Raw genomic sequence first — 21,487 nt, 5'->3', positions numbered from 1 at the left:
ATGTCTGAAGTGACATTTCCAGAGGGATTTTTGTGGGGCGGCGCATTAGCCGCTAATCAGTCAGAGGGGAGCTATCTGGCGGGTGGTAAAGGTTTAACCACGGTGGATATGATCCCCCACGGCGCGCATCGCATGCCGGTAAAGTTGGGCCTGGAAAAGCGATTCGAACTGCGCAGCGATGAGTATTACCCAAGCCATGACGCCATCGATTTTTACCGTCGCTACAAAGACGATATCGCGCTGATGGCAGAAATGGGTTTTACCGTGTTTCGTACCTCGATTGCCTGGAGCCGTATTTATCCGCAAGGCGATGAATTGACGCCTAACGCGGAAGGCATCGCGTTCTATCGCAGCCTGTTTGAAGAGTGCCAGAAATATGGCATCACGCCGCTGGTGACGCTGTGCCACTTCGATGTACCGATGCATTTGGTGACCGAATACGGTTCGTGGCGCAATCGCAAAATGATCGAATTTTTCAGCCGCTATGCGCGTACCTGCTTTGAAGAATTTAACGGTCTGGTGAAGTATTGGCTGACCTTTAACGAGATCAATATCCTGCTGCACAGCCCGTTTTCCGGCGCAGGTTTGGTGTTCGAACCGGGCGAAAACCCGGAGCAGGTGAAGTATCAGGCGGCGCATCACGAGCTGGTGGCAAGCGCGCTGGTGACCAAAATCGCCCATGAAATTAACCCGGAAAACCAGGTCGGCTGCATGCTGGCGGGTGGCAACTTCTATCCGTGGTCATGTAAGCCGGAGGATGTATGGGCCGCGCTGGAGAAGGATCGCGAAAACCTGTTCTTTATCGATGTGCAGGCGCGCGGCGCTTATCCTTCGTATGCCGCGCGGGTATTCCGCGAGAAAGGCGTGGAGATTGCGATGGAAGCGGAAGATGCCGCTACGCTGCGTCACACCGTTGATTTCGTCTCCTTCAGCTATTACGCCTCACGCTGCGCCTCGGCAGAGATGAACGAGCAAAACAGCAGCGCCGCCAACGTGGTGAAATCGCTGACCAATCCGCATGTTAAACGCAGCGATTGGGGCTGGGGCATCGATCCACTCGGTCTGCGTATCACCATGAACATGATGTATGACCGCTACCAGAAGCCGCTGTTTCTGGTGGAAAACGGCCTCGGCGCGCACGATGAAATCAATGCCGACGGCGAGATTAACGACGATTATCGCATCAGCTATCTGAAAGAGCATATTCAGGCGATGGGCGAAGCGATTGCCGATGGTATCCCGCTGATCGGTTATACCACGTGGGGCTGCATCGATTTGGTGGCGGCCTCGACCGGCGAAATGAGTAAGCGTTATGGGTTTGTTTATGTCGATCGTGATGACAAAGGCAACGGCAGCCTGGAACGCATCCGCAAAAAATCATTCTGGTGGTACAAGCAAGTGATCGCCAGCAACGGGCGGAATCTGGAGGCGCTGTAAATAAGTGGTCGCCATGAATGGCTTAATGCTTGTCAGTTAAAAAGCATTTTTAGTTCTGGTGCGGGCGCTGACACGTCTGCGCCTCTGGCAAATGTGCGGTTTTCAACAACACGCATTGAAGGTTCGGAGCAGGCCGGGGGCCCAAAAGTGACCCAGGCCTGCGCGCTCGCCGCTAACATTGCTGACGACTCTAAGTGGCTGCCTGACGCTGCAAAACTTCCCTTTGACGCGGCGTGGCGGCTGGCCACGCTTGTTGCGGGAACAGATAGAGCCGAATACTGAACAGATGAAACAGCGGCGTCAGCACCCTTTCGTCGCGCTTCGCCAGTTGTTCCAGCTTCAGCAACAGTAAATCCAGCTCCTCCTGCAAACCCGCATGCGGTGGGGTTTGCAGTGACTTCAGGCGGCGTTTGAGAAACAGCGCCAGCTCATGAAACATCTGTCCACTATTCAGATGATATTGCTGCAGCAGCTCTTTGTGGCGCGCGTAATAATCAAAGCTATTCACGCCCAGCCACACTTCCTTGAGCAACATGCCGGCGGAACGCATATCGGGATGCGGATCGAGCCGTAAGCGCGGCAACACCACATTCACTTTATCCAGCATCAGGCTGATAAAACGTTGCCGTCCCAGCAGTGACGAACCGTTTCGTTCGGTCTCTTTGATAAAGCGCAATAGCTCGCGCAGACCTTGTCGCACGGCGCGGCGCGCGGTCCATGATGGGCGTTTGTTACGCATGATGGCGGTGATGATTACCGCAAACATCACGCCCGCCATGGTGGCAATCGCGTTATTGATTAGCAGGACCAAATCAGGTTTTAAATGGTGGCCGAGGCCGATAAAGCCGGGGATCTGAATCGCTACGCTCAGGCCTATCATGTTGGTCGAGGGCCGCGCGATCATCAGCGCCAGAATCATCAGTCCGGGCGCGAGACAAATCATCAGCGCCTCAAACGAAGTGGCTTGCGGCAGCAGCAGCGCCACGTAAATTACGCTGATAATGATCGCCACGATTACGCCACGCACAAACAGCTTCATTGAAGTCAGCGGCGTATCCTGGCTGGCGAGCAATGAGCAGAGAATAGCCGCCATCACCGGTGCCGATGCGCCATCACGCCAGCCCGTTCCCATCCATAACAAGCAGGAACCGAAGGTGGCACAGAACGCGGTTAACGCCGAAAGCCGAATTAACCCTTTATCAAAAAAGCGGTGCGTGCGTTTGCCGCGCGCCAGTGTGGTGTCACCCGACAGGTCGCTCACCAATCCACCAACGCTTTGATAGGCCCCGGCAATACGGACAAAATCCGCCAGCCGTTCCATTAATCCGGTAAAAAGCAGCCAGTTTTCAGTAGGCAAGTCGCCGTTTTGCCAGGCGAGGTTAAGTTCAGCCTGACAAGCGCTTAACGTTTGCTGGATGCCGCTGGTTTCCCCTACCGCTTCACCATCATTGAGCCACTGTAGAAACAGCTGAAAGGTTTGCGCCACATTTTCCGGAAAGGCGATTTGCAGTATCGAGAGCCGCTGCAGGCGCATCTCGATAGCCGTGAGAGTCGGGATCAAATAGGAGAGATGTTGATACTGCACGCTAACCAGGCGAATCAGTCTCCGCGCGGCGTCACCTTCATAAACGCAGTGGGTGATCAGCACTTCCACCTGCTGCGGATGCGTTGCCATGCGGATCAGAATATCGTCACGCTCAGGCGAACTATCGCTGGGAATGCCGGAAAGCAAATCGCTGCACAGTTTGCGCGCGTTAAGATACCAGTGGCTGACACTCTGCTCCAACAGACTGCGCATCGATACCGGAAACAACAGCGCATGCACAAGGCTGCTGCAGACGATGCCGAGCGTGATCTCTTCTATACGCGAAATCACCGTGCTGGTGATCGACAGCGGCGTGGTGACTTCCGGAAAACCCATGATCGCCGCGCTGTAACCGGCCAGCATAAACACGTAACTCTTCGGCGTGCGGTCGTGCAGTGACAGATAGAGGCAAACGCTGACCCATAACGAAATGCAGAAACAGAACAGCAGCGGATGCTGCACGGTCGGCGGAAAGATAAAGAAGACGAATACGCCGCCCAATAGTGTCCCCAGCAGACGGAACACCGATTTGGAAATGGTTGAGGCGGAATAGAGCTGTGACGCGAGCAACACCGTGGTCACCGCCCACGCCGGTTTATCCAGATTCAGTTCGAGTGCGAAATAGAGTGCCAGAAAGGCGGCCAGACAGGTTTTTACAGCAAAAAAAACGGCGTTTTTTGAAAACCACTGCATGACACGGTGACCAGGATGTACTGAATGTTGCGTATCCTGCCAGAATGTGAAAAAGCCTCACCTCGATAAATATGTCGAATTATTTCGTAATCGAAAACCATGTTCATCGCGCGGTTTGCACGTGGCGCAGATGCGTAAGCACGGCTAATGAAAATCCACGTTAAAGATGCGGTTTTGTCGCTAATTTATCCGGCATCAGCGATTTAAGCCGTTTTAACGCGTAGCAGTTATCAGGCCGATAAATGTGTGCTGGATCACACTTAGGTGAAATGCGCCCTTTTTGGTCGTTTATCCATAAAATAATTTCGCGCAATGCCGCGTACAAATATCGCAGAAATTTGTGGAATGCTTGGGTGAGTATTTTCGAGAAAAATCGCCATGAATAGCGACCCTACGAACTGTAGGTACATTTTTAACCGCAGCGGTGCTACTATTTGCGCGCTGAATAATGCGAAGAACTCTCGGGAACGCAGTATGTTACGTAAACATCAACTTCATCGGGAAGCCGACGTACTGCTTTCCCTGCTCCATATCTGCAAAATCGTCGTAACTGCCCTATTTCTGCTGCTGTTTATTTCTCGCTCAGCAATTGCTGAAATAAAAGACGATAAAGCCAATCGCATTGTCAGCGGTATTATTAGTTTTACCCATTGGCCGGGTTTAACCGGCGCGCCGCAACTCTGCGTATTTTCCTCCGCGCGACATCTCTCATTGCCACAAAATAGTGTGCCTTCAGCCGTTCCGTTTAGCGTGGTTTATCTCTCCAGCGAAAGTGAACTGGCAACGCAGCATTGCGATGCGGTCTATTTTGGCGATCAGACGCCGCAACAACAGGTTGAACTTTTTAATCACCTCAAAGGTAAGGCGGTATTAACCCTCGCTGAAAACAATGCGGAATGTACCATTGGCGCCGCCTTCTGCCTGATTTTTAAACCCGACCACACGCTGTTCTCAGTCAACCTTGATTCGCTTGCCAGGAGCGGCGTCAAGGTGAGTCCGGACGTACTGTTGCTGTCCCGCAATGGAAGCAAATAAGATGAAAATAGAAAATTCACTAAATGACAAATCATCGATTCGTAACAAGCTGCGCAAGATTAGCACCATCAACTCTGCGGTGATTTTATTGCTGTGCTGGCTGCTACTCTCGTCGACTTCCCTGCTGTTTATTAAAAGCTACGAGAAAAGAAATCTGGAATTAATTGCCGCCACGCTCAGCACCACGCTGACAGCCGCCACGGTATTTGAAGACAGCTACGACGCGCATAATAAAATCGCGCGCCTCGGCAATGAAGGCATGTTCGATTCCGCAAAACTGGTGACTGACGATCACACTGTTTTAGTTGACTGGCATGATCGACAAGAACAGACCGGCTGGTATCCGCGATTATTGCGTGAGTGGATTTATCTTAAACCGCTCAGCGTTAATATTAACCACTCGGAAGCCAATGTCGGTACGCTGACGCTGGAAGGCACCGTTACCGGTGCGGCCGATTTCATCCGTTATTCGCTGATGATTCTGACCAGCGGCATGCTGTGCGTGTTAATCATCTCCTTCCTGCTGAGTGAATTTCTCCATCGCGGCATACTTGCCTCGTTGCGTAATATCACCAGCTCGATCCACTACGTGATCCATTCTGGTGATTTTTCCTTACGTATCCCGGAAAGCCCGACGCGCGAATTTCAGCTGTTTTCCAATGACCTCAACTCGTTGCTGACAGAGATGCAGACGCTGCAGGCTTCTCTGATCCGCGATAATCGCACGCTGGCCGCCAAAGCGCTGGAAGACCCGCTAACCGGCCTCGCCAATCGCGCCGCCTTTGTGGCGCGTTTAACCCAACTGCTCGATCAGCAACTGGCGAAAGAGCGCTTTGTTTTGCTGTTTCTCGATGGCGATCGCTTTAAAAGCATCAATGATAACTGGGGCCATGCCGCCGGTGATGAAGTACTGAAAGCGATTGGTTCGCGCCTGTCCGCATTGGCATATAAACAGGATTTAGTCGCGCGTTTAGGCGGCGATGAGTTTGCCATGCTGGTGAGCAGCCGCGCCAGCGAGGCGCAATTGCAGTTGCTGATGCAGGATATTAATGAAGCCATCAGCCAGAAAATTGTTATTGCTGAAGGCACTCCGATTTCCACCTCGGTGACCATTGGCTACGCCTGGTCGCAGCACGGCGATACGGTTGAGTCGATTCTGGAACGCGCAGATATGAACATGTACAAAAATAAGGGAAAGAGTAAGGTGCGGAGATGAAGATGAAAATTTTCCTGATGGTGTGTGTGCTGGCGCTGGTCGGTTGCCAGACAAAGGGACGTTTCAGCGATGAACAGATCGCGGCGATGCGTAATGCCGGTTTCAGCCAAAATAGCGAAGGCTGGGGATTAGGTTTGTCGGACAAAATTCTGTTTGGCGTCAACGAATCGGAACTCACTCCCGCCAGTAAAAACACCATTCAGACAATGGCGAAAAATCTGGCGACGACCGGCATTAAGCATGTGCGTATTGATGGTCATACCGATAATTACGGCAAAGCGGATTACAACCAGCAGCTGTCGTTGAAAAGAGCCAACGCCGTTGCGACACAATGGGCGCAAGGCGCGGGAATTCCGCGCGAAAATATCGTTACGCGCGGCTTAGGAATGAGCGCGCCGATTGCCAGCAACAATAACCCGCAGGGCCGGGCGCAAAACCGCCGCGTGGCGATTGTGATTACGGCGCCGTGATGATCTGGCGCTCGACTGCATAATCGTACAAACGGTCGCGCGCTAAATTTTTCATTTTCACTTCGCACATAATATCGAAGGCATCAAACGACAGCGCCCAATCATTTAAGCTTTGATTGAAGTAATAATCGGCATGGGCGCGAAGTTTGGTTTTCGACACCGCTAAATCCTGCTGATCCGGGAAACCGTGATCGGGAATCAAACCTTCCTGCGCAATCGAATAGTGCAAAACTGGCCGCACACCGCGCCACGACGCTTTTATCAGCGCGATGCGCGCATCATCAGCCTGAATATAGTGATTCTCTTTCACCCAATGATGGTGAATATCCAGCACTACCGGACACAACTCACGCGCCTGCAACACATCGTCCAGCGAACATGATATTTCATCATTTTCCACCGTTAGCATATTGCGCGCTTCAGGGGTGAGCCGCAGAAACGCGGCGCGGAATCCCTCAAAGCCTTTTTTGCCGTTCATATGGATGTTGATTTTGAAATCCTGAAACTGTCGGCCATAACCCATTAATACCGCACAGGTGGCGTGATACTCCACATCCTCAATCGCGCGATCGACCACGCCGTCATTATCGGAGGCCAGCACCGTATATTGGCCGGGGTGGAATGAAAGCCGAATATTATTAGCGCGCGCCAGCTCGCCGCAGCGGCGTAGTAACGGCGTAAGATCGGGCAATAATTCACCATATAACTGCATTGATTGCGGCACCGTGTAGAGCGGCAATAGATCGCTGCCGATGCGCATCATGCGCAGCGCGTCGGGCTGCGTGGCCAGCTTTTCAAGCGTGAGAGTGAGATTTTGCAGATTGTTTTGCGCCAGTTGGTTCAGCAGCGTGATGCGTGATTCATCATCGAGGCCGAGAAAGCGCGTGCGGGTGGTGCTTTTGAAGGGATACGGCTGTTTAGCCTGTTGATCCAGATACTTACAAGCAAAGCCTAATTTCATTTCATCCCCCGTTTAATCAGCGTGAAAGTGTAGCTGCGATCGGAGAAAGTGCCAGGTGCGCATCGCGGCGCACCTGGCTGACATCACACGTCCGGGAAGGTCATATTGCTGCCCGGCGCTTCACGATGCAGGTGGATAAAGTTCAGGTGACGTTCGTACTGATCGAGAATATCGATGATCACCTGCTCTTTGTTGTAGTCCATCAAATCATTGCCCTGGCTGCCTTCCAGCAAGAAGGTTTCCAGGCGGTAATAGGTCGATTTACCGCTACGTGCGCGATAGGTAAAGCCCGGTACCGAATACTGCTGTGGCCAGATTTGATAAACGAAATCCTGCTCCTCGCCCAGCAACACGCGCAGATCAAGGTGGCCCAGCGGCTGCCCCTCTTCTGGCTCGGCACGCTCCAGTGATACACGTCCACCGCGCAGCTCCAGCTCTTTCGCCACATCCTGCATCGCCGGGAACAGCACCTCTTCCATCATCTTCTGCGTATAACGCGTGCCCGGATAGTTCATCAGACGCGACAGGCGCTTCTTCCAGCTCAGGCGATCGTTACTGGCCGAAATGTACGGCGCAGTGTCGCGGCTGGCGCTGGCGCGGCGGTGATCTTCCACCTTCAGCGATTTATACAGCCCGGCCATCACAAAGAAGATCACAAAGCTAAACGGTAAGCCCATGATCACCGTGGCGTTTTGCAAGGCAGAAATCCCGTTGGTCATTAGCATGCCCATCGTCAGCACACCAATCGCAATCGACCAGAAGATACGCAGCCAGTTCGGTGCATCGCTGTTGATGTCTTTCAGCTTCGAGGTGAAGTTACCCAGCACCAGCGAACCGGAATCCGCCGACGTCACGTAGAACAGCATGCCGGTGATGGTGGCCACCGAAGCACTGAATTTAAACGCCGGATACTGCGCCAGCAGGCTATAGAAGCCGCGTTCGGCATGCGCCATCACTTCCTGCGCAAAGCCGGCATCGCCGTGAATGATTTCATACAGCGCCGCGTTACCAAACACCGACAGCCACAGCAGCGTAAAGGTGAACGGGATAATCAGCGTACCCAACACGAACTCACGAATGGTACGACCGCGCGAGATACGTGCGAGGAACAGACCGACAAACGGCGACCAGGCAACCCACCACGCCCAGAAGAACAGCGTCCAGCTATTCATCCACTCGCGTGGCTGATCGAAGGCAAAAGTATTCAACGTCATGCCCATAAAGCGATTGATGTAATCACCAACGTTCAGCACCAGCGCGTTGAGCAGGAAATCGGTCTTGCCCATAAACAGCACGAACAGAATTAAGCCCAGCGCCAGCGCGACGTTCAGCTCAGAAAGAATACGGATGCCTTTATCCACGCCGGATGTTACTGAGATGGTGGCGATGATCACCGACAGCACAATCAGCGCGGCCTGCGCCGTGAAACCTTCCGGAATATCGAACAGCACGTTGAGGCCGTAGTTCAACTGCACCACACCAATTCCCAACGTGGTGGCGATCCCAAAGATGGTGCCGATCACCGCGGCGATATCCACCGTGTGACCAATCGGGCCATTAATGCGTTTGCCGAAAATCGGATAGAGCGCCGAACGGATGGTGAGCGGCAGATTGTAGCGATAGCTGAAGTAGCCGAGCGCTATGCCCATTAATGCGTACATCGACCAGCCGGTGACGCCGTAGTGGAACAGCGTCCACACCATCGCCTGACGCGCGGCTTCCATGGTCTGCCCTGCACCTTCTGGCGGCTGCATGTATTGGGTTACCGGCTCGGCAACCGAGAAGAACATCAGGTCAATACCGATGCCGGCGGCAAACAGCATCGCCGACCAGCTCAGTAAGCTGAACTCGGGTTTAGATTGCTCCGGCCCCAGCTTAATGGCGCCGTAGCGCGAACATGCCATGTAGATGACGAACACGATGTACAGCGTGGCAGCGAGCATGTAGTACCAGCCAAACGTGGAGGTGACCCAATTAACGGCGGTCAGAAGCCAGCTGGCAGCGAGTTCGCTGTAAAAAATCGTGACAAGTGAAAATGTCAGAATCAGTCCGGCGGAGGTGTAAAACACCACAGGATTGATTCTGTCTTTTTCACTGGCAGGTGGATTAATCATCGATTACCTCTGGTTAATTTCCTGTAGTACGTGCCAAAGAAGCTCGCGAAGATCGCCATTAACGGCATCCCGACGAGGCAAAATGCGGTTTTCGTGGGATGCGCGTGCATACGCATCCGCTGAGTCCCTTCGCTTCCCCGCTTCGTTTTTGTAACAATCCAAGTACAGCATCCTAACAAATTTCTTTTTTATATTGAACGTGCAATCAAAAAAAGTTTTAATAGTGTTCTAAGATTGAAGTGGAGCTGGAGTGTTATGCCAAAGGTGGGAATGCAGCCGATACGTCGTCGGCAACTGATTGATGCGACCCTGAGCACCATCAACGAAGTCGGGATCAACGATGCCACCATTGCGCAGATTGCGCGACGTGCTGGCGTATCGACAGGCATCATTAGTCACTACTTCAAAGACAAGAACGGTCTACTGGAAGCCACAATGCGTGACGTAACACGTCAGCTACGTGATGCGGTAGCAGCAAGGTTAAAACCGCTGGCAGACGCCACAACGGAAGCGCGCCTGCTGGCGATTGTGGAAGGCAACTTTGATGATTCGCAGGTGCACAGCGCCGCAATGAAAGCCTGGCTGGATTTCTGGGCCAGCAGCATGCATCAGCCACAGTTGGGCCGCTTAGAACGCGTGAGCAGCCGGCGCCTGTTTTCCACATTGGCAGCCGAGTTTCGTCGCGTTATCCCGCGCGAAAAGGCGCGTCTGGCGGCACATGGCCTCGCTTCATTGATTGATGGCCTGTGGCTTCGCGCAGCACTCAGCGGCAAACCGTTCGATTTGGCTATCGCCAGACAGCTCACCACCCAATTCATTCGTCAGCAATTGGCTGACCAGAATCACTGAGGAAGGAGAAATCATGTCCCGATTCACCGAGCAACACCTTTATATTGATGGCGCATTGGTTCCCGCTGCGGCAGGTAAAACATTCCAGACCATCAACCCGGCGAACGGCGAAGTGCTGGCCGACGTGCATGAAGCGGAACGCGCAGATGTTGATCGCGCTGTTGCCGCCGCGAAAAAAGGCCAGAAAATCTGGGCGGCGATGACCGCGATGGAACGTTCGCGCATTTTGCGTCGTGCGGTCGATATTCTGCGTGAGCGCAATGACGAACTGGCCGCGCTGGAAACCCTCGACACCGGCAAACCGCTGAGCGAAACCCAATACGTGGACATCGTCACCGGTGCCGACGTGCTCGAGTACTACGCGGGCTTGATTCCTTCTCTGGAAGGCCAGCAGATCCCGCTGCGCGATACCTCGTTCGTTTACACCCGCCGCGAACCGCTGGGCGTGGTAGCCGGGATCGGCGCGTGGAACTATCCGATTCAGATCGCGCTGTGGAAATCCGCGCCAGCATTGGCCGCCGGTAACGCGATGATCTTCAAACCCAGCGAAGTCACGCCGCTGACCGCGCTGAAACTGGCGGAAATCTATACTGAAGCGGGCGTGCCGAACGGCGTGTTCAACGTGTTGAACGGTCGCGGCGCGGTCACCGGCCAGCTGCTTACCGATCATCCGGGCATCGATAAAGTCTCCTTCACCGGCGGCGTTGCCAGCGGTAAGAAAGTGATGGCCAATGCGGCCGGTTCGACGCTGAAAGATGTCACCATGGAGCTGGGCGGCAAATCCCCACTGATCATCTTTGACGACGCCGATCTCGACCTCGCCGCGGATATCGCGATGATGGCGAACTTCTACAGCTCGGGCCAGGTTTGCACCAACGGCACGCGCGTGTTTATTCCCTCTAATTTGCAAGCGGCGTTTGAAGCCAAAATCGCTGAGCGCGTGGCGCGTATTAAGGCTGGCGATCTCAACCATCCTGATACCAACTTTGGTCCGCTGGTGAGCTTCGCGCATCGCGAAAACGTGATGCGCTTTATTGAATCCGGCATCAGCGAAGGTGCGCGCCTGCTGTGCGGCGGTAAACGTCTGAGCGGCGCAGCCTTTGATAACGGCGCGTGGGTGGAACCGACCGTGTTCACCGACTGCCGCGATGAGATGACCATTGTGCGTGAAGAGATCTTCGGGCCAGTGATGTCGATTCTGACTTATGAAAGCGAAGAAGAAGTGGTTCGCCGCGCCAACGCCACCGAATTTGGCCTGGCGGCCGGTGTGGTAACCCAGGATCTTAACCGCGCGCACCGCGTAATTCACCAGATTGAAGCGGGCATTTGCTGGATCAATACCTGGGGCGAATCTGACGCCGCAATGCCGGTGGGCGGTTACAAACATTCGGGTGTGGGCCGTGAAAATGGCCTGATGACGCTGCAAAACTACACGCAGGTGAAATCTGTGCAGCTCGAAATGACCCGTTTTCAGTCCGTATTTTAATTTTGGCTTTTAACCTGAGGAACGACTAATGGAATTTGATTACATCATTATCGGAGCCGGATCCGCAGGGAACGTTTTGGCAACAAGACTGACCGAAGATAGCAGCGTCAATGTGCTGCTTTTAGAAGCGGGCGGCCCAGATTACCGCTTCGACTTTCGCACGCAGATGCCTGCGGCGCTGGCGTTTCCGCTGCAGGGAAAACGCTACAACTGGGCGTATGAAACTGAACCTGAGCCGTACATGAACAACCGCCGCATGGAGTGCGGGCGCGGTAAAGGTTTGGGCGGTTCATCGCTGATCAACGGCATGTGTTACATCCGTGGTAACGCGATGGACCTCGATAACTGGGCCAGGGAGCCTGGTCTGGAAAACTGGAGCTATCTGAACTGCCTGCCCTACTATCGCAAATCAGAAACGCGCGATATCGGTGCCAATGATTATCACGGCGGTGAAGGTCCGGTGAGCATCACCACCTGTAAACCTGGTAACAATCCGCTGTTTGCGGCGATGATTGAAGCCGGCGTGCAGGCAGGTTATCCGCGCACTGATGACCTGAATGGATACCAGCAGGAAGGTTTCGGGCCAATGGATCGCTTTGTGACGCCGAAAGGTCGCCGCTCCAGCACCGCGCGCGGTTATCTCGATACCGCGAAAACCCGTCCGAACCTGAAAATCGTCACCCATGCGACCACCGACCGCATTCTGTTTGAAGGTAAACGCGCGGTTGGCGTGCAGTATCTGCTGGGTTCCAGCAATACCTCGCACCAGGCGCATGCACGTCGTGAAGTGCTGCTGTGCGCCGGAGCCATCGCCTCGCCGCAGATTCTGCAGCGTTCCGGGGTCGGATCCGCTGAATTGCTGAAACAGTTCGATATCCCGCTGGTGCATGATTTGCCGGGCGTGGGTGAGAACTTGCAGGATCACCTCGAAATGTACCTGCAATATGAGTGCAAAGAGCCAGTTTCGCTCTACCCGGCCTTGAAGTGGTGGAACCAACCGAAAATCGGTGCGGAGTGGCTGTTTAATGGTACCGGCGTCGGCGCCAGCAACCACTTTGAAGGCGGCGGCTTTATCCGCAGCCGTGAAGAGTTCAGCTGGCCGAATATTCAGTATCACTTCCTGCCGGTGGCGATTAACTACAACGGCTCGAACGCGGTGGAAGCGCACGGCTTCCAGTGCCACGTTGGGTCGATGCGCTCTCCGAGCCGCGGTCATGTACGCCTGAAATCACGCGATCCGCGTCGCCATCCAGCGATTCTGTTCAACTACATGTCACATGAGCAGGATTGGCAGGAGTTCCGCGATGCGATTCGTATCACGCGCCAGATCATCAACCAGCCGGCGCTGGATAAATATCGCGGTAAAGAGATCAGCCCAGGCCTGGATTGCCAGACCGATGAGCAGTTAGATGAGTTTGTGCGAAATCACGGCGAAACGGCTTATCACCCGTGCGGCACCTGTAAAATGGGTAACGACGAGATGTCTGTCGTCGATAGTGAAGGCCGCGTTCATGGCGTTGAAGCCCTGCGCGTGGTAGATGCTTCAATCATGCCGCTGATCATCACCGGTAACCTGAACGCGACGACCATCATGATCGGCGAGAAAATCGCAGATAACATTCGTGGTCGCCAGCCGCTGCCGCGCAGCGAAGCGGATTACTTTGTTGCCGGTGATAAACCGGTCCGCGCTGAACCGATGCGTGGTTGAGGTTGATTTAGGGGCGACGTTGATCGCCCTTTTCTTTGGTGGCTAGCTAGCCCAATCCTGAAGATCCAAATCAACTACCCGAGCGAATTCCCGCGTATTGTTAGTGACTAAAATTGTGCCTGCCGCAATGGCATGTCCGGCGATCGCCGCATAATTAGCACCAATCGAAGTACCAGACGCAGCCAAGGCCATTGTCACTTTCGTCGTAGCATCTATAGCCGCGCTTCACTGTCACAACGACAATCGCACTGCTGCCAGGCTCACGATTAAGAAAACAATTAAAAGTATGTTGTAACTACAAACCTTAATGCTTGTCCCCTCGCATTTGTTCATACATAGCAACGCCCTCTTCATCTTTTCTGCTGATTTATCTGCTTCAATAAATCTCCGATTTCATGAGGAGCTGCCATGAAGCGCCGCCATTTTTTGTCGTATCTCACTCTTTCCGCGCTGACAGTGCGCAGCGGGCTAATCTGGGCTGCTTCGAAACGCGTAACAACCCAAATCTTGCCGCTATGGCCAGATTTACCGCCGGGCGGTGGCGGTCCTGCTGGCGCTTTGGTGATTTCAACCAAAGGCGCGCAGCGTAATATCGTACAGCCCACACTCACCGTATTAACGCCGCCCTCGCCTAATGGTCGCGCGGTATTGATTGCCGCAGGCGGCGGCTATACGCGCATTGAAATGGGTAAAGAAGCCTGGCCCGCTGCAGCCTGGCTGACGGCGCGCGGATATACCGCTTATGTGCTGAGTTATCGTTTACCGCATGAAGGCTGGAAAGATGGTGCGATGGTTTCACTGCAGGATGCACAGCGCGCGCTACGCATGGTGCGGCAACGGGAAAAATATGTCAGCGTGTTGGGCTTTTCCGCTGGCGGTCATCTGCTCGGTATGGCGGTCACGCGAGCAGATTTTCGATCTTACAGGGCAACCGATGCCCTGGATAACCTGCCCGCCACGGCCGATCGCGCGGCGCTGATCTATCCCATCATTACGCTGGAAGCGCCTTACACCCACACTTCAACCCATAAAATGCTGGTTGGCAACCACGCGCCCGCCAGTGAAAACGCCGCATGGTCAGTGCAGGAGTTTGTCAATCCGCAATCGCCGCCCTTCTTTCTGGTGCAGGCAGAGGACGATCCGATCTCCGATCCGCATAACACGCTGATTATGTCTGACGCCTGTAAGCGTGAGCATGTGCCGGTTGAGATGCATCGCTACAGCAGCGGCGGACATGGATTTGGTATGGGCAGGCCTGGCACGCCGACCATGGCGTGGCCAGAGCACTACGAAAAGTGGTTAAAGAGCTAATCCACCTCAACCGTTTGCTTGCTAATTAATCCCGCCAGCAAGGTCTGCGAACTGGCTACGGCACCAAAAATTCCGCCCTGCATATGGATCATGCTAAGCGCCGCTTCGTGGTGTTTCAGCTCCGTCGCCGCGCAGCAATCTGACAACACCAAACACTCAAAACCGCGATCGTTAGCCTCGCGCAGCGTGGTGTGGACGCAGACATCAGTGGTGATGCCGCTGATGATCAGATTGCGAATACCGCAGCTGCGCAGAATCAGTTCGAGATCGGTAGCGTAAAACGAGCCTTTTCCCGGTTTATCGATGATGACTTCTCCCGGCAAGGGCGCCAGTTCCGGGATAATTTCCCAGCCCGGTTCACCGCGCACCAGAATGCGCCCGCACGGACCCGGCGCGCCGATCTCCGCCTGCATGCGTCTGGATCGCCAACGCTTATTCGCAGGCAGATCACTTAAATCCGGCCGATGCCCTTCGCGCGTATGGATGATCGGGAAGCCCAACTCGCGCATCGTTGCCAGCACCTGCTGCAGCGGCTTGATAGGCGCGCGCGTTAAGGCAATATCGTAGCCCATGCTATCGACGTAACCGCCCTTACCGCAGAAATCGGTTTGCATATCGATAACGATCAGTGCGGTATCCTGCGGGCTGCAGCGACCGTCATACGGCCACGAGTAAGGGGTTGAATCAATGGCGTAATCAGGCATTTTTTTCCTCCATCACAGTTACTGTGCTTTCACCTTTTAGTTTCACAATCAGCGTATAGCTGGCGGCAGCAGTCACCAGGCCAATCACCGCTTCACCGAACTGTGGGAAGGCGATGTGCGCAATCACCGCACACAAGCTACCAATCGCCCAGGCGGCAAAGGCGCTGCCGCGCATACGGCGCAATTGGCGCTGTTCGCTGATTTTGGCCATGAAGATCAAATCAACAATCATCACTGCGCCAAACGGCGGCACCACGATGCCGAGCAAACTCAGCCATTCGAGGAAATAGGACCAGACGCCAGCCAGCGCCAGCGCCCCGCCAATCAAGCCAAGGATCACCGTCCACAGACGCATTTTGCTGCTGAACAGATGACTAAAGCCGACTGCGCCGTTATACAGACAGTGCGTACACACCGAACCGAGATTGATAAACACAAACAGGAAGGCAATCACCGACAGCAGCATGCCGTGCCCCATTAGCATTGGCAGAAAGTTGCCGCCGTTACTCGCCGGATCAACCGCCGCGCCCACCGCCACAATCACCACGCCAAACAGATAAGAGATAACGTTCGCCACCGGGAACGCTGAGAACGCGGCAATCACCGCCGATTTACCGTCTTTTGACCAGCGGGTGAAATCTGCCGTCATGGTGCCGGAATCGGCGAAACCGGCCACCACCATGGTGACGGCGGTGCCCATGCTCATCGCGCCCACTGCGCTGCTGCTGCCGGTAAACTGCGTGATGGTGCTGAAATCGTGATCCTTACTGATCAGCCACAGCGCCACCAATCCCAACACCACGAACAGCGGCGCAGCGATCATGCCGAGCACGGACAATGCGCGCACGCCGAGGAAGGTGATGCCGGTATACAGCACCATGGCAAACGCCGTCACCGCCAGTGCATTCCAGCCAAAGGTTTGATTAATCACCGTGCCGGTTAACCCGGTCTGGAAGGCGTACCAGCCGATCACCACAGTTGAAAGGAAGCCCGAAACCAAAATGTAGCCTTTGGTGCCAAAGGTCCGTTTCGCCTGCAGCGCGAAGTTCATGCCGGTATTACCGGCGAACCAGCTCAGCGCACCCACATAGGCAAACAGCACCAGATTTCCCAGCAGAATGGCAATCAGCGCCGGCCAGAAGCCGAGATGCCAGGTAATGATGCCGCCAAATAGCGCATTGGTGAGGATCATCGGGAAACCAAACCACACCGCCGATACCGAACCCGTCGAGTGGCGATGGCTGAGCGGAACCGGTTCATGCTCGAACTCCTGCTCTAAAGCCGGTGAATTTTTGTTAGTCATGGGCAACTCCGATTGAAACAGGTGAGATGTGATTCCAGGGTTGTATGCGCTCGAACGCGGCACTCGCCGCCAGCACCAGGCCATCGTCCAGATGACGACCCACGATTTGCATGCCAATCGGCAATCCGCTGGCGGTAAAGCCCGCAGGAACAGACGCCGCCGGTTGGCCGGTGAAATTGAACGGGAAGCAGAATGAGAGCCAGTGATCGCTGCGCACCATGCGGCCATCGATGATCTCCGGTCCCTGCATGTTGAGCGGGAACGGCGGCACCGCCAGCGTCGGCGACAGCAGCAGATCGTAATGCTGCATAAAGCGCCACATCTGGTTACACAGCTTTTTGCGTGTGGTATTGGCGTCGGTAAAGGTTTCAGCGCGCCAGTCGTGTTTCAGCATGGCGCTGAGATGCGGTGACATGCGTGCACCCAGTTCAGCGAGCATGTGACGCATGCCGGTGAGATCGCTCTCAAAAGCCACCAGCGCGGCAAAGGTGGCACCTTCATCGGCGATACCGGGATCCACTTCATCCAGTTCAGCGCCGAGCTCACGGGCAAAACGACGCGCGGCGTGCGTGACAATGTCACGCACTTCGGGATCAACGGCGATGTAGCCGAAATCCGCGCTGAAAGCGATGCGCAGACCGCTCAGCGGTTTTTCCAGCGAGGCCAGCCAATCCACGTCGTTGCAGGGAATCGAGTGGCGATCGCGCATATCTGGCCCCGCCATCACCGACATCATCAGCGCGCTGTCGCGCACCGAACGCGTCATCGGGCCGATATGCTCCAGCGACTCCCAGCTGGAAACGCCGGGATAACGCTCGTCGCGACAGCCCGGCCATAAGGGTACGCGCCCCATCGAAGCTTTCAGGCCAAACACGCCGCAGTGCGCGGCGGGAATTCTTACCGAACCGCCGCCGTCGCTGCCCAGCGCAATCGGACACAGGCGCGCCGCCAATGCCGCTCCGGAACCGGCGCTCGATCCGCCCGGCGTTTTAGAGAGATCCCACGGATTACGCGGTGATGGAAACAGTGGATTGTGCCCAACGCCGCTATAGCCAAACTCCGGTGCGGTGGTTTTCCCCAGCAGCACCGCATCGGCCGCCAGCAGGCGCTCAACGGTGATGTCATCTTCTTCCGGGACAAAATCAGCGTAGGCATGCGATCCAGAAGTGGTTTTCACGCCTGCGGTACAAATCAAGTCTTTCACCGCCAGTGGAACGCCCGCCAGCGCCCCCAGCGTTTCGCCGCGCGCGCGTTTTGCATCAACAGCGGCCGCCTGTTGCAGCGCCAGCTGTGGCGTAGCGGTACAAAACGCCTGAATCTGCGGCTCGCGCTGCTCCATGCGATTGATGGCGGCTTGCGTCACTTCCTGCGCCGAAACGTCTCCGCCGCGAATTAACGCCGCCAGCGTAGTGGCATCTTCATCCAACAGTGCATCAAACATGCGAATACTCCCGATTTATCACTTATCGGAAACGTTGCAGTTTGCGTGCCAGAAAATTCCATAAACGAGGGCGTTAGCGGCCAGGCCAGATGGGATACGCTCTTGGATACAAGATCGAATACTTATGTTTCTTTACAATGCAGATGTTGCGATTAGAAGCACGAAAATGGCGCAGCCATGCGCCAGGATGGAGAGCGGCTTAATCAGCCGCAGGAATTAATTCATCCACAATCTGTTCAATCACTTTCACCACGCGTCTGACGCGCAGCGGGATAAAGCGCGCATCGGGGAATACCGCGTAGAGAAAACGGTCTGGCAGACGATATTGCGGCAAGATACGTACCAGTGAACCTGATTTTAATGCCTCCTGCACCAGCGGTAACTGCATGCCGCCGACACCGATGTCCGCCTGCAGCGCCTGCAACAACCCTTCGCTGCTGTTGGCGCGAAACACGGTATTCACGGTTAGCGCGACGGTTTCCTGGTTGGATATCAGGCGCAGCGGTGCCTGTTTGTCGATACCGCTAAAGCGAACATGCGGATGCGCGGCCAGCTCTGCCAGCGAGGTAATCGGTGTTGCGCGTACCCGCTCAGGCGCAGCAAACAGCGGTGTTTCAATACGCGCCAGTAATCGCGCCGGAAACATCTCCGGCGGCGTTTCACTCAGGCGCAACGCGATATCCACGCCTTCACTCACCAGTTCAGCCACACGATCGTCGAGCGCGATGGTCAGATGCAGTTCTGGGTTCGCGCGTTGCAGCGCCAGCAAAGGCGGCAGCAAGCGCTGGCCTAATCCGCTGGGTAATTGGATATGCACGCTGCCTTGCAGCGCTTGCTGCGCCGGGCGCAACTGACTTTCAACGTCCTGCATCGCGGCCAGCAGCGGCTGCATCTGCTGTAAGTATCGCTCGCCCTGCTCGGTCAATTTCATCGCACGCGTGGTGCGGTGCAACAACACGATGCCAAGTTCCTCCTCCAGCGCCGCGATTTGTTGGCTCACGGCGGATTGCTTCATCCCGCTCAGGCGCGCTGCTGCCGAAAACGATCCGGCTTCCGCCACGCGAAGGAAGGTATTGATTGCGTTGAGTTTATTATTCATTTAATGATTTTTCTGATAAGTGGCATCTGAATAGTGGGATATCAGCAATAAAAATAATAGATAACACTGTGCCTGTCTTGTTCACAGGAGAATCATCATGTCGCAAACACATCACGTCGCGCTGGTCGCGGGCGCAACCGGCATTGTCGGTAGTGAGTTGGTAAAAACACTGCGTCAGCAGGATTGGCAGGTGATCGGCCTGACGCGCCAGCCTGCAATCTCAACGCACGATATCCCTTTCATCCATGTCGATCTGCTGGATGCGCAGCACAGTGCACAGGCGCTGGCCCCGCTTAATCAGGTCACGCATATTTTCTACAGCGCCTGGCTGAATGCTGCCAACTGGCGTGAAATGGTCGAGCCTAACGTGACGATGCTGCGCAATCTGGTGGTTAACATCGATAAAAGCGCGCCTTTGCGCAGTGTCAGTTTGATGCAGGGATACAAAGTTTATGGCGCGCATCTGGGACCGTTCAAAACGCCCGCGCGCGAAAGTGATCCCGGCGTCGCGGGAGCCGAATTCAATGCGCAACAGCTGCGTTGGCTAAGTGACTTTCAGCGCGGTAAAAGCTGGCACTGGCACGCCTTGCGTCCCGGTGTGATCGGCAGCGCGGTACCCGGTAATGCCATGAACCTGGCGCTGAGCATCGCGCTCTACGCATCGCTGTGTAAATCTCAGGGCTTACCGCTACGTTTTCCCGGTTCATCGCACGCCTGGCACAGCATGGTCGATCATACCGATGCGGGATTACTCGCGCAGGCCACGCTGTGGGCGGCCAATGCGCCTGGCGCGCGCAATCAAGCTTTCAACGTTAACAACGGCGATTTATGGCGCTGGAGTGAGCTGTGGCCTGCGATTGCCCGGTGGTTTGAACTGGAAAGCGCGCCGGCGGTGAATCTGTCGTTTTCTCATCTGTTTCAGGATTACCGCGCGCTATGGCAAACCATCGCTATAGAACATCAGCTGATAGAGCCAGATATCTTGCATCTGAATGATGGGCAGTTTGCCGATTTTGTCTTTGGCTGGAATTACGACATGTTTGGTGACGGCAGTAAAATACGGCGCGCGGGTTTTAACGGCTATCAGGCAACGGATGAGATGTTCTTTGCTCTGTTTGCGCAGTTACGCGCAGCACGCATTATCCCTTAACGCTAACAGGGAAGCCTGTGCTTCCCTGTTATTACTTCATTAATGCAGAATGGTTTTGGAGAAAACCTGAATTACCACAATGCCTAACCCGATTAACATCAAGCCCGCCATTGCAGCGAAATCTAGTTTCTGGTTGTAGAAAAAATAAGACATGACCGACACCAAAAATATACCCATTCCGGCCCAGATAGAATAAGCAATGCCGACATTCATCTGTTTAACCACTTGAGATAATCCATAAAATGAAATGGCATAACCTATTACCACAACTACGCTGGGAATAAGGCGTGAGAATCCTTGCGAGGCCTTCATCATGGTTGTGGCAATCGTCTCAGCGACGATGGATATCGCCAGTATCACGTAAACATTATTCATAAAGCCCTCTTAAATGCCCGAGAGTAAATACGCGTTATAGAGTAGCTGTTAGAGGTTGTTTTTCCAACGGATTAAATCGCGCTTCAGTAACGTCAGACCAATCGCCACCACCATAATATCCTTAAAAATAAACGAATCGAGTCCGCCTAACTGCGGTAACAGGCTTAGCGCGACTAACCCGGTGAGAATCAACAATCCAGCGCCTATCATGCCTAAATCCGGACGTTTGAAACCCGCAATAAGCAGAATAACCGTGATGAGTTCAACTACACCAAGAAAATAGCTGCTGCCATGCAGGCCAGGGAAGTAGGGAAAAATACTCAGCCATGTTTTGGTAAATATGGGTTCCAGAGCCTGAACTTCGAATTCAAACCACTTCGCCATACCAAAACCAGGAAATAATAATCACCGATAATCGCAATACCATCAGTTCTTTGCTCGCGTGGAAATAGACCACTCGTGAAATTCAGACTTGATTAGCTGTTGTCAAAATAAACTCTTCAGTGATTTATGCAGCCAGCTCAATAAGAAATGAGCTGGCATAAAGTCA

Annotated in this window: 18 protein-coding genes and 1 pseudogene; 9 read left to right on the top strand and 10 right to left on the bottom strand. The window is 54.4% G+C overall.

What is annotated here, in order from left to right:
• Window positions 1-1,437, top strand: a complete 1,437-nt coding sequence (locus tag IB226_RS08945; RefSeq protein WP_101761556.1) for a 6-phospho-beta-glucosidase — start codon at window positions 1-3, stop codon at window positions 1,435-1,437.
• A 190-nt stretch (window positions 1,438-1,627) separates the two neighbouring features.
• On the opposite strand, the gene IB226_RS08940 is transcribed toward IB226_RS08945, so the two are convergent.
• Entirely contained in the window at window positions 1,628-3,715 is a 2,088-nt protein-coding gene (locus tag IB226_RS08940; RefSeq protein WP_192234756.1) for an FUSC family protein, read from the bottom strand.
• A gap of 474 nt (window positions 3,716-4,189) precedes the next feature.
• Between IB226_RS08940 and IB226_RS08935 the strand changes: the two genes are divergently transcribed.
• From IB226_RS08935 to IB226_RS08925, 3 genes are read left to right on the top strand one after another with little or no spacing between them, the layout of a single operon-like run.
• Window positions 4,190-4,750, top strand: coding sequence for a YfiR family protein (locus IB226_RS08935; RefSeq protein ID WP_192235579.1), 561 nt, complete (start codon window positions 4,190-4,192; stop codon window positions 4,748-4,750).
• A gap of 1 nt (window position 4,751) precedes the next feature.
• On the top strand, window positions 4,752-5,966 hold the full coding sequence (locus tag IB226_RS08930) for a diguanylate cyclase domain-containing protein (RefSeq protein ID WP_137387329.1): 1,215 nt from the start codon (window positions 4,752-4,754) through the stop codon (window positions 5,964-5,966).
• On the top strand, window positions 5,963-6,436 hold the full coding sequence (locus tag IB226_RS08925) for an OmpA family protein (protein ID WP_192234754.1): 474 nt from the start codon (window positions 5,963-5,965) through the stop codon (window positions 6,434-6,436). The genes IB226_RS08930 and IB226_RS08925 overlap by 4 nt, the downstream gene beginning before the upstream one ends.
• On the opposite strand, the gene IB226_RS08920 is transcribed toward IB226_RS08925, so the two are convergent.
• A complete protein-coding gene (locus IB226_RS08920; protein ID WP_192234752.1) occupies window positions 6,423-7,397 on the bottom strand; it encodes a UV damage endonuclease UvsE in 975 nt (324 codons plus the stop codon). The genes IB226_RS08925 and IB226_RS08920 overlap by 14 nt on opposite strands.
• An 83-nt stretch (window positions 7,398-7,480) precedes the next feature.
• Window positions 7,481-9,511 carry a choline transporter gene (locus tag IB226_RS08915; protein ID WP_192234750.1) on the bottom strand — a complete coding sequence of 677 codons (2,031 nt, stop codon included), beginning with the start codon at window positions 9,509-9,511 and terminating at the stop codon, window positions 7,481-7,483.
• A gap of 255 nt (window positions 9,512-9,766) precedes the next feature.
• Between IB226_RS08915 and betI the strand changes: the two genes are divergently transcribed.
• Genes betI through betA form a run of 3 tightly spaced genes read left to right on the top strand, consistent with a single transcriptional unit; the run spans window position 9,767 to window position 13,554 of the window.
• Window positions 9,767-10,360 (top strand): transcriptional regulator BetI, encoded by a 594-nt coding sequence (gene betI / locus IB226_RS08910; RefSeq protein ID WP_101761563.1) that lies wholly within the window; start codon window positions 9,767-9,769, stop codon window positions 10,358-10,360.
• Between the two features lie 13 nt (window positions 10,361-10,373).
• On the top strand, window positions 10,374-11,846 hold the full coding sequence (gene betB / locus IB226_RS08905; RefSeq protein WP_192234748.1) for a betaine-aldehyde dehydrogenase: 1,473 nt from the start codon (window positions 10,374-10,376) through the stop codon (window positions 11,844-11,846).
• A 28-nt stretch (window positions 11,847-11,874) separates the two neighbouring features.
• Window positions 11,875-13,554, top strand: coding sequence for a choline dehydrogenase (gene betA / locus IB226_RS08900; protein ID WP_192234746.1), 1,680 nt, complete (start codon window positions 11,875-11,877; stop codon window positions 13,552-13,554).
• Between the two features lie 42 nt (window positions 13,555-13,596).
• On the opposite strand, the pseudogene IB226_RS23230 reads toward betA, so the two are convergent.
• Window positions 13,597-13,776: pseudogene (locus tag IB226_RS23230) on the bottom strand (VapC toxin family PIN domain ribonuclease); the annotation flags it as partial.
• 186 nt (window positions 13,777-13,962) lie between these two features.
• Here IB226_RS23230 and IB226_RS08895 point away from each other — a divergent pair.
• Entirely contained in the window at window positions 13,963-14,865 is a 903-nt protein-coding gene (locus IB226_RS08895; protein WP_192234743.1) for an alpha/beta hydrolase, read from the top strand.
• Here IB226_RS08895 and IB226_RS08890 read toward each other — a convergent pair.
• The 4 genes from IB226_RS08890 to IB226_RS08875 all read right to left on the bottom strand — a co-directional run bounded on the left by IB226_RS08890 (window position 14,862) and on the right by IB226_RS08875 (window position 19,412).
• Complete coding sequence (locus tag IB226_RS08890) at window positions 14,862-15,569, bottom strand: cysteine hydrolase family protein (RefSeq protein WP_192234741.1); 708 nt, start codon at window positions 15,567-15,569, stop codon at window positions 14,862-14,864. The two genes, IB226_RS08895 and IB226_RS08890, sit on opposite strands and share 4 nt — an antisense overlap.
• The gene (locus IB226_RS08885) at window positions 15,562-16,872 is read right to left on the bottom strand and encodes a cytosine permease (protein ID WP_192234740.1); all 1,311 of its coding nucleotides are present in this window, start codon (window positions 16,870-16,872) and stop codon (window positions 15,562-15,564) included. Before IB226_RS08885 ends, IB226_RS08890 begins: the two co-directional genes overlap by 8 nt.
• Window positions 16,865-18,313, bottom strand: coding sequence for an amidase (locus IB226_RS08880; RefSeq protein ID WP_192234738.1), 1,449 nt, complete (start codon window positions 18,311-18,313; stop codon window positions 16,865-16,867). Before IB226_RS08880 ends, IB226_RS08885 begins: the two co-directional genes overlap by 8 nt.
• Before the next feature lie 199 nt (window positions 18,314-18,512).
• The gene (locus IB226_RS08875; RefSeq protein ID WP_192234736.1) at window positions 18,513-19,412 is read right to left on the bottom strand and encodes a LysR family transcriptional regulator; all 900 of its coding nucleotides are present in this window, start codon (window positions 19,410-19,412) and stop codon (window positions 18,513-18,515) included.
• 97 nt (window positions 19,413-19,509) lie between these two features.
• Here IB226_RS08875 and IB226_RS08870 point away from each other — a divergent pair, with 97 nt between their 5' ends.
• Window positions 19,510-20,562: an SDR family oxidoreductase gene (locus tag IB226_RS08870; protein ID WP_192234734.1), complete on the top strand. Its 1,053-nt coding sequence runs from the start codon at window positions 19,510-19,512 to the stop codon at window positions 20,560-20,562.
• Window positions 20,563-20,601: 39 nt separating this feature from the next.
• On the opposite strand, the gene IB226_RS08865 is transcribed toward IB226_RS08870, so the two are convergent.
• Both IB226_RS08865 and IB226_RS08860 read right to left on the bottom strand, forming a co-directional pair.
• Entirely contained in the window at window positions 20,602-20,937 is a 336-nt protein-coding gene (locus IB226_RS08865) for a multidrug efflux SMR transporter (protein WP_008106908.1), read from the bottom strand.
• Between the two features lie 48 nt (window positions 20,938-20,985).
• Complete coding sequence (locus IB226_RS08860; RefSeq protein ID WP_370579406.1) at window positions 20,986-21,321, bottom strand: DUF417 family protein; 336 nt, start codon at window positions 21,319-21,321, stop codon at window positions 20,986-20,988.
• Window positions 21,322-21,487: the final 166 nt, after the last annotated feature.

This window comes from Pantoea sp. PNT03 (genome assembly GCF_014852515.1).
Classification (GTDB): Bacteria; Pseudomonadota; Gammaproteobacteria; order Enterobacterales; family Enterobacteriaceae; genus Pantoea; species Pantoea leporis.
This window is presented reverse-complemented; position numbering and strand designations above follow the sequence as displayed.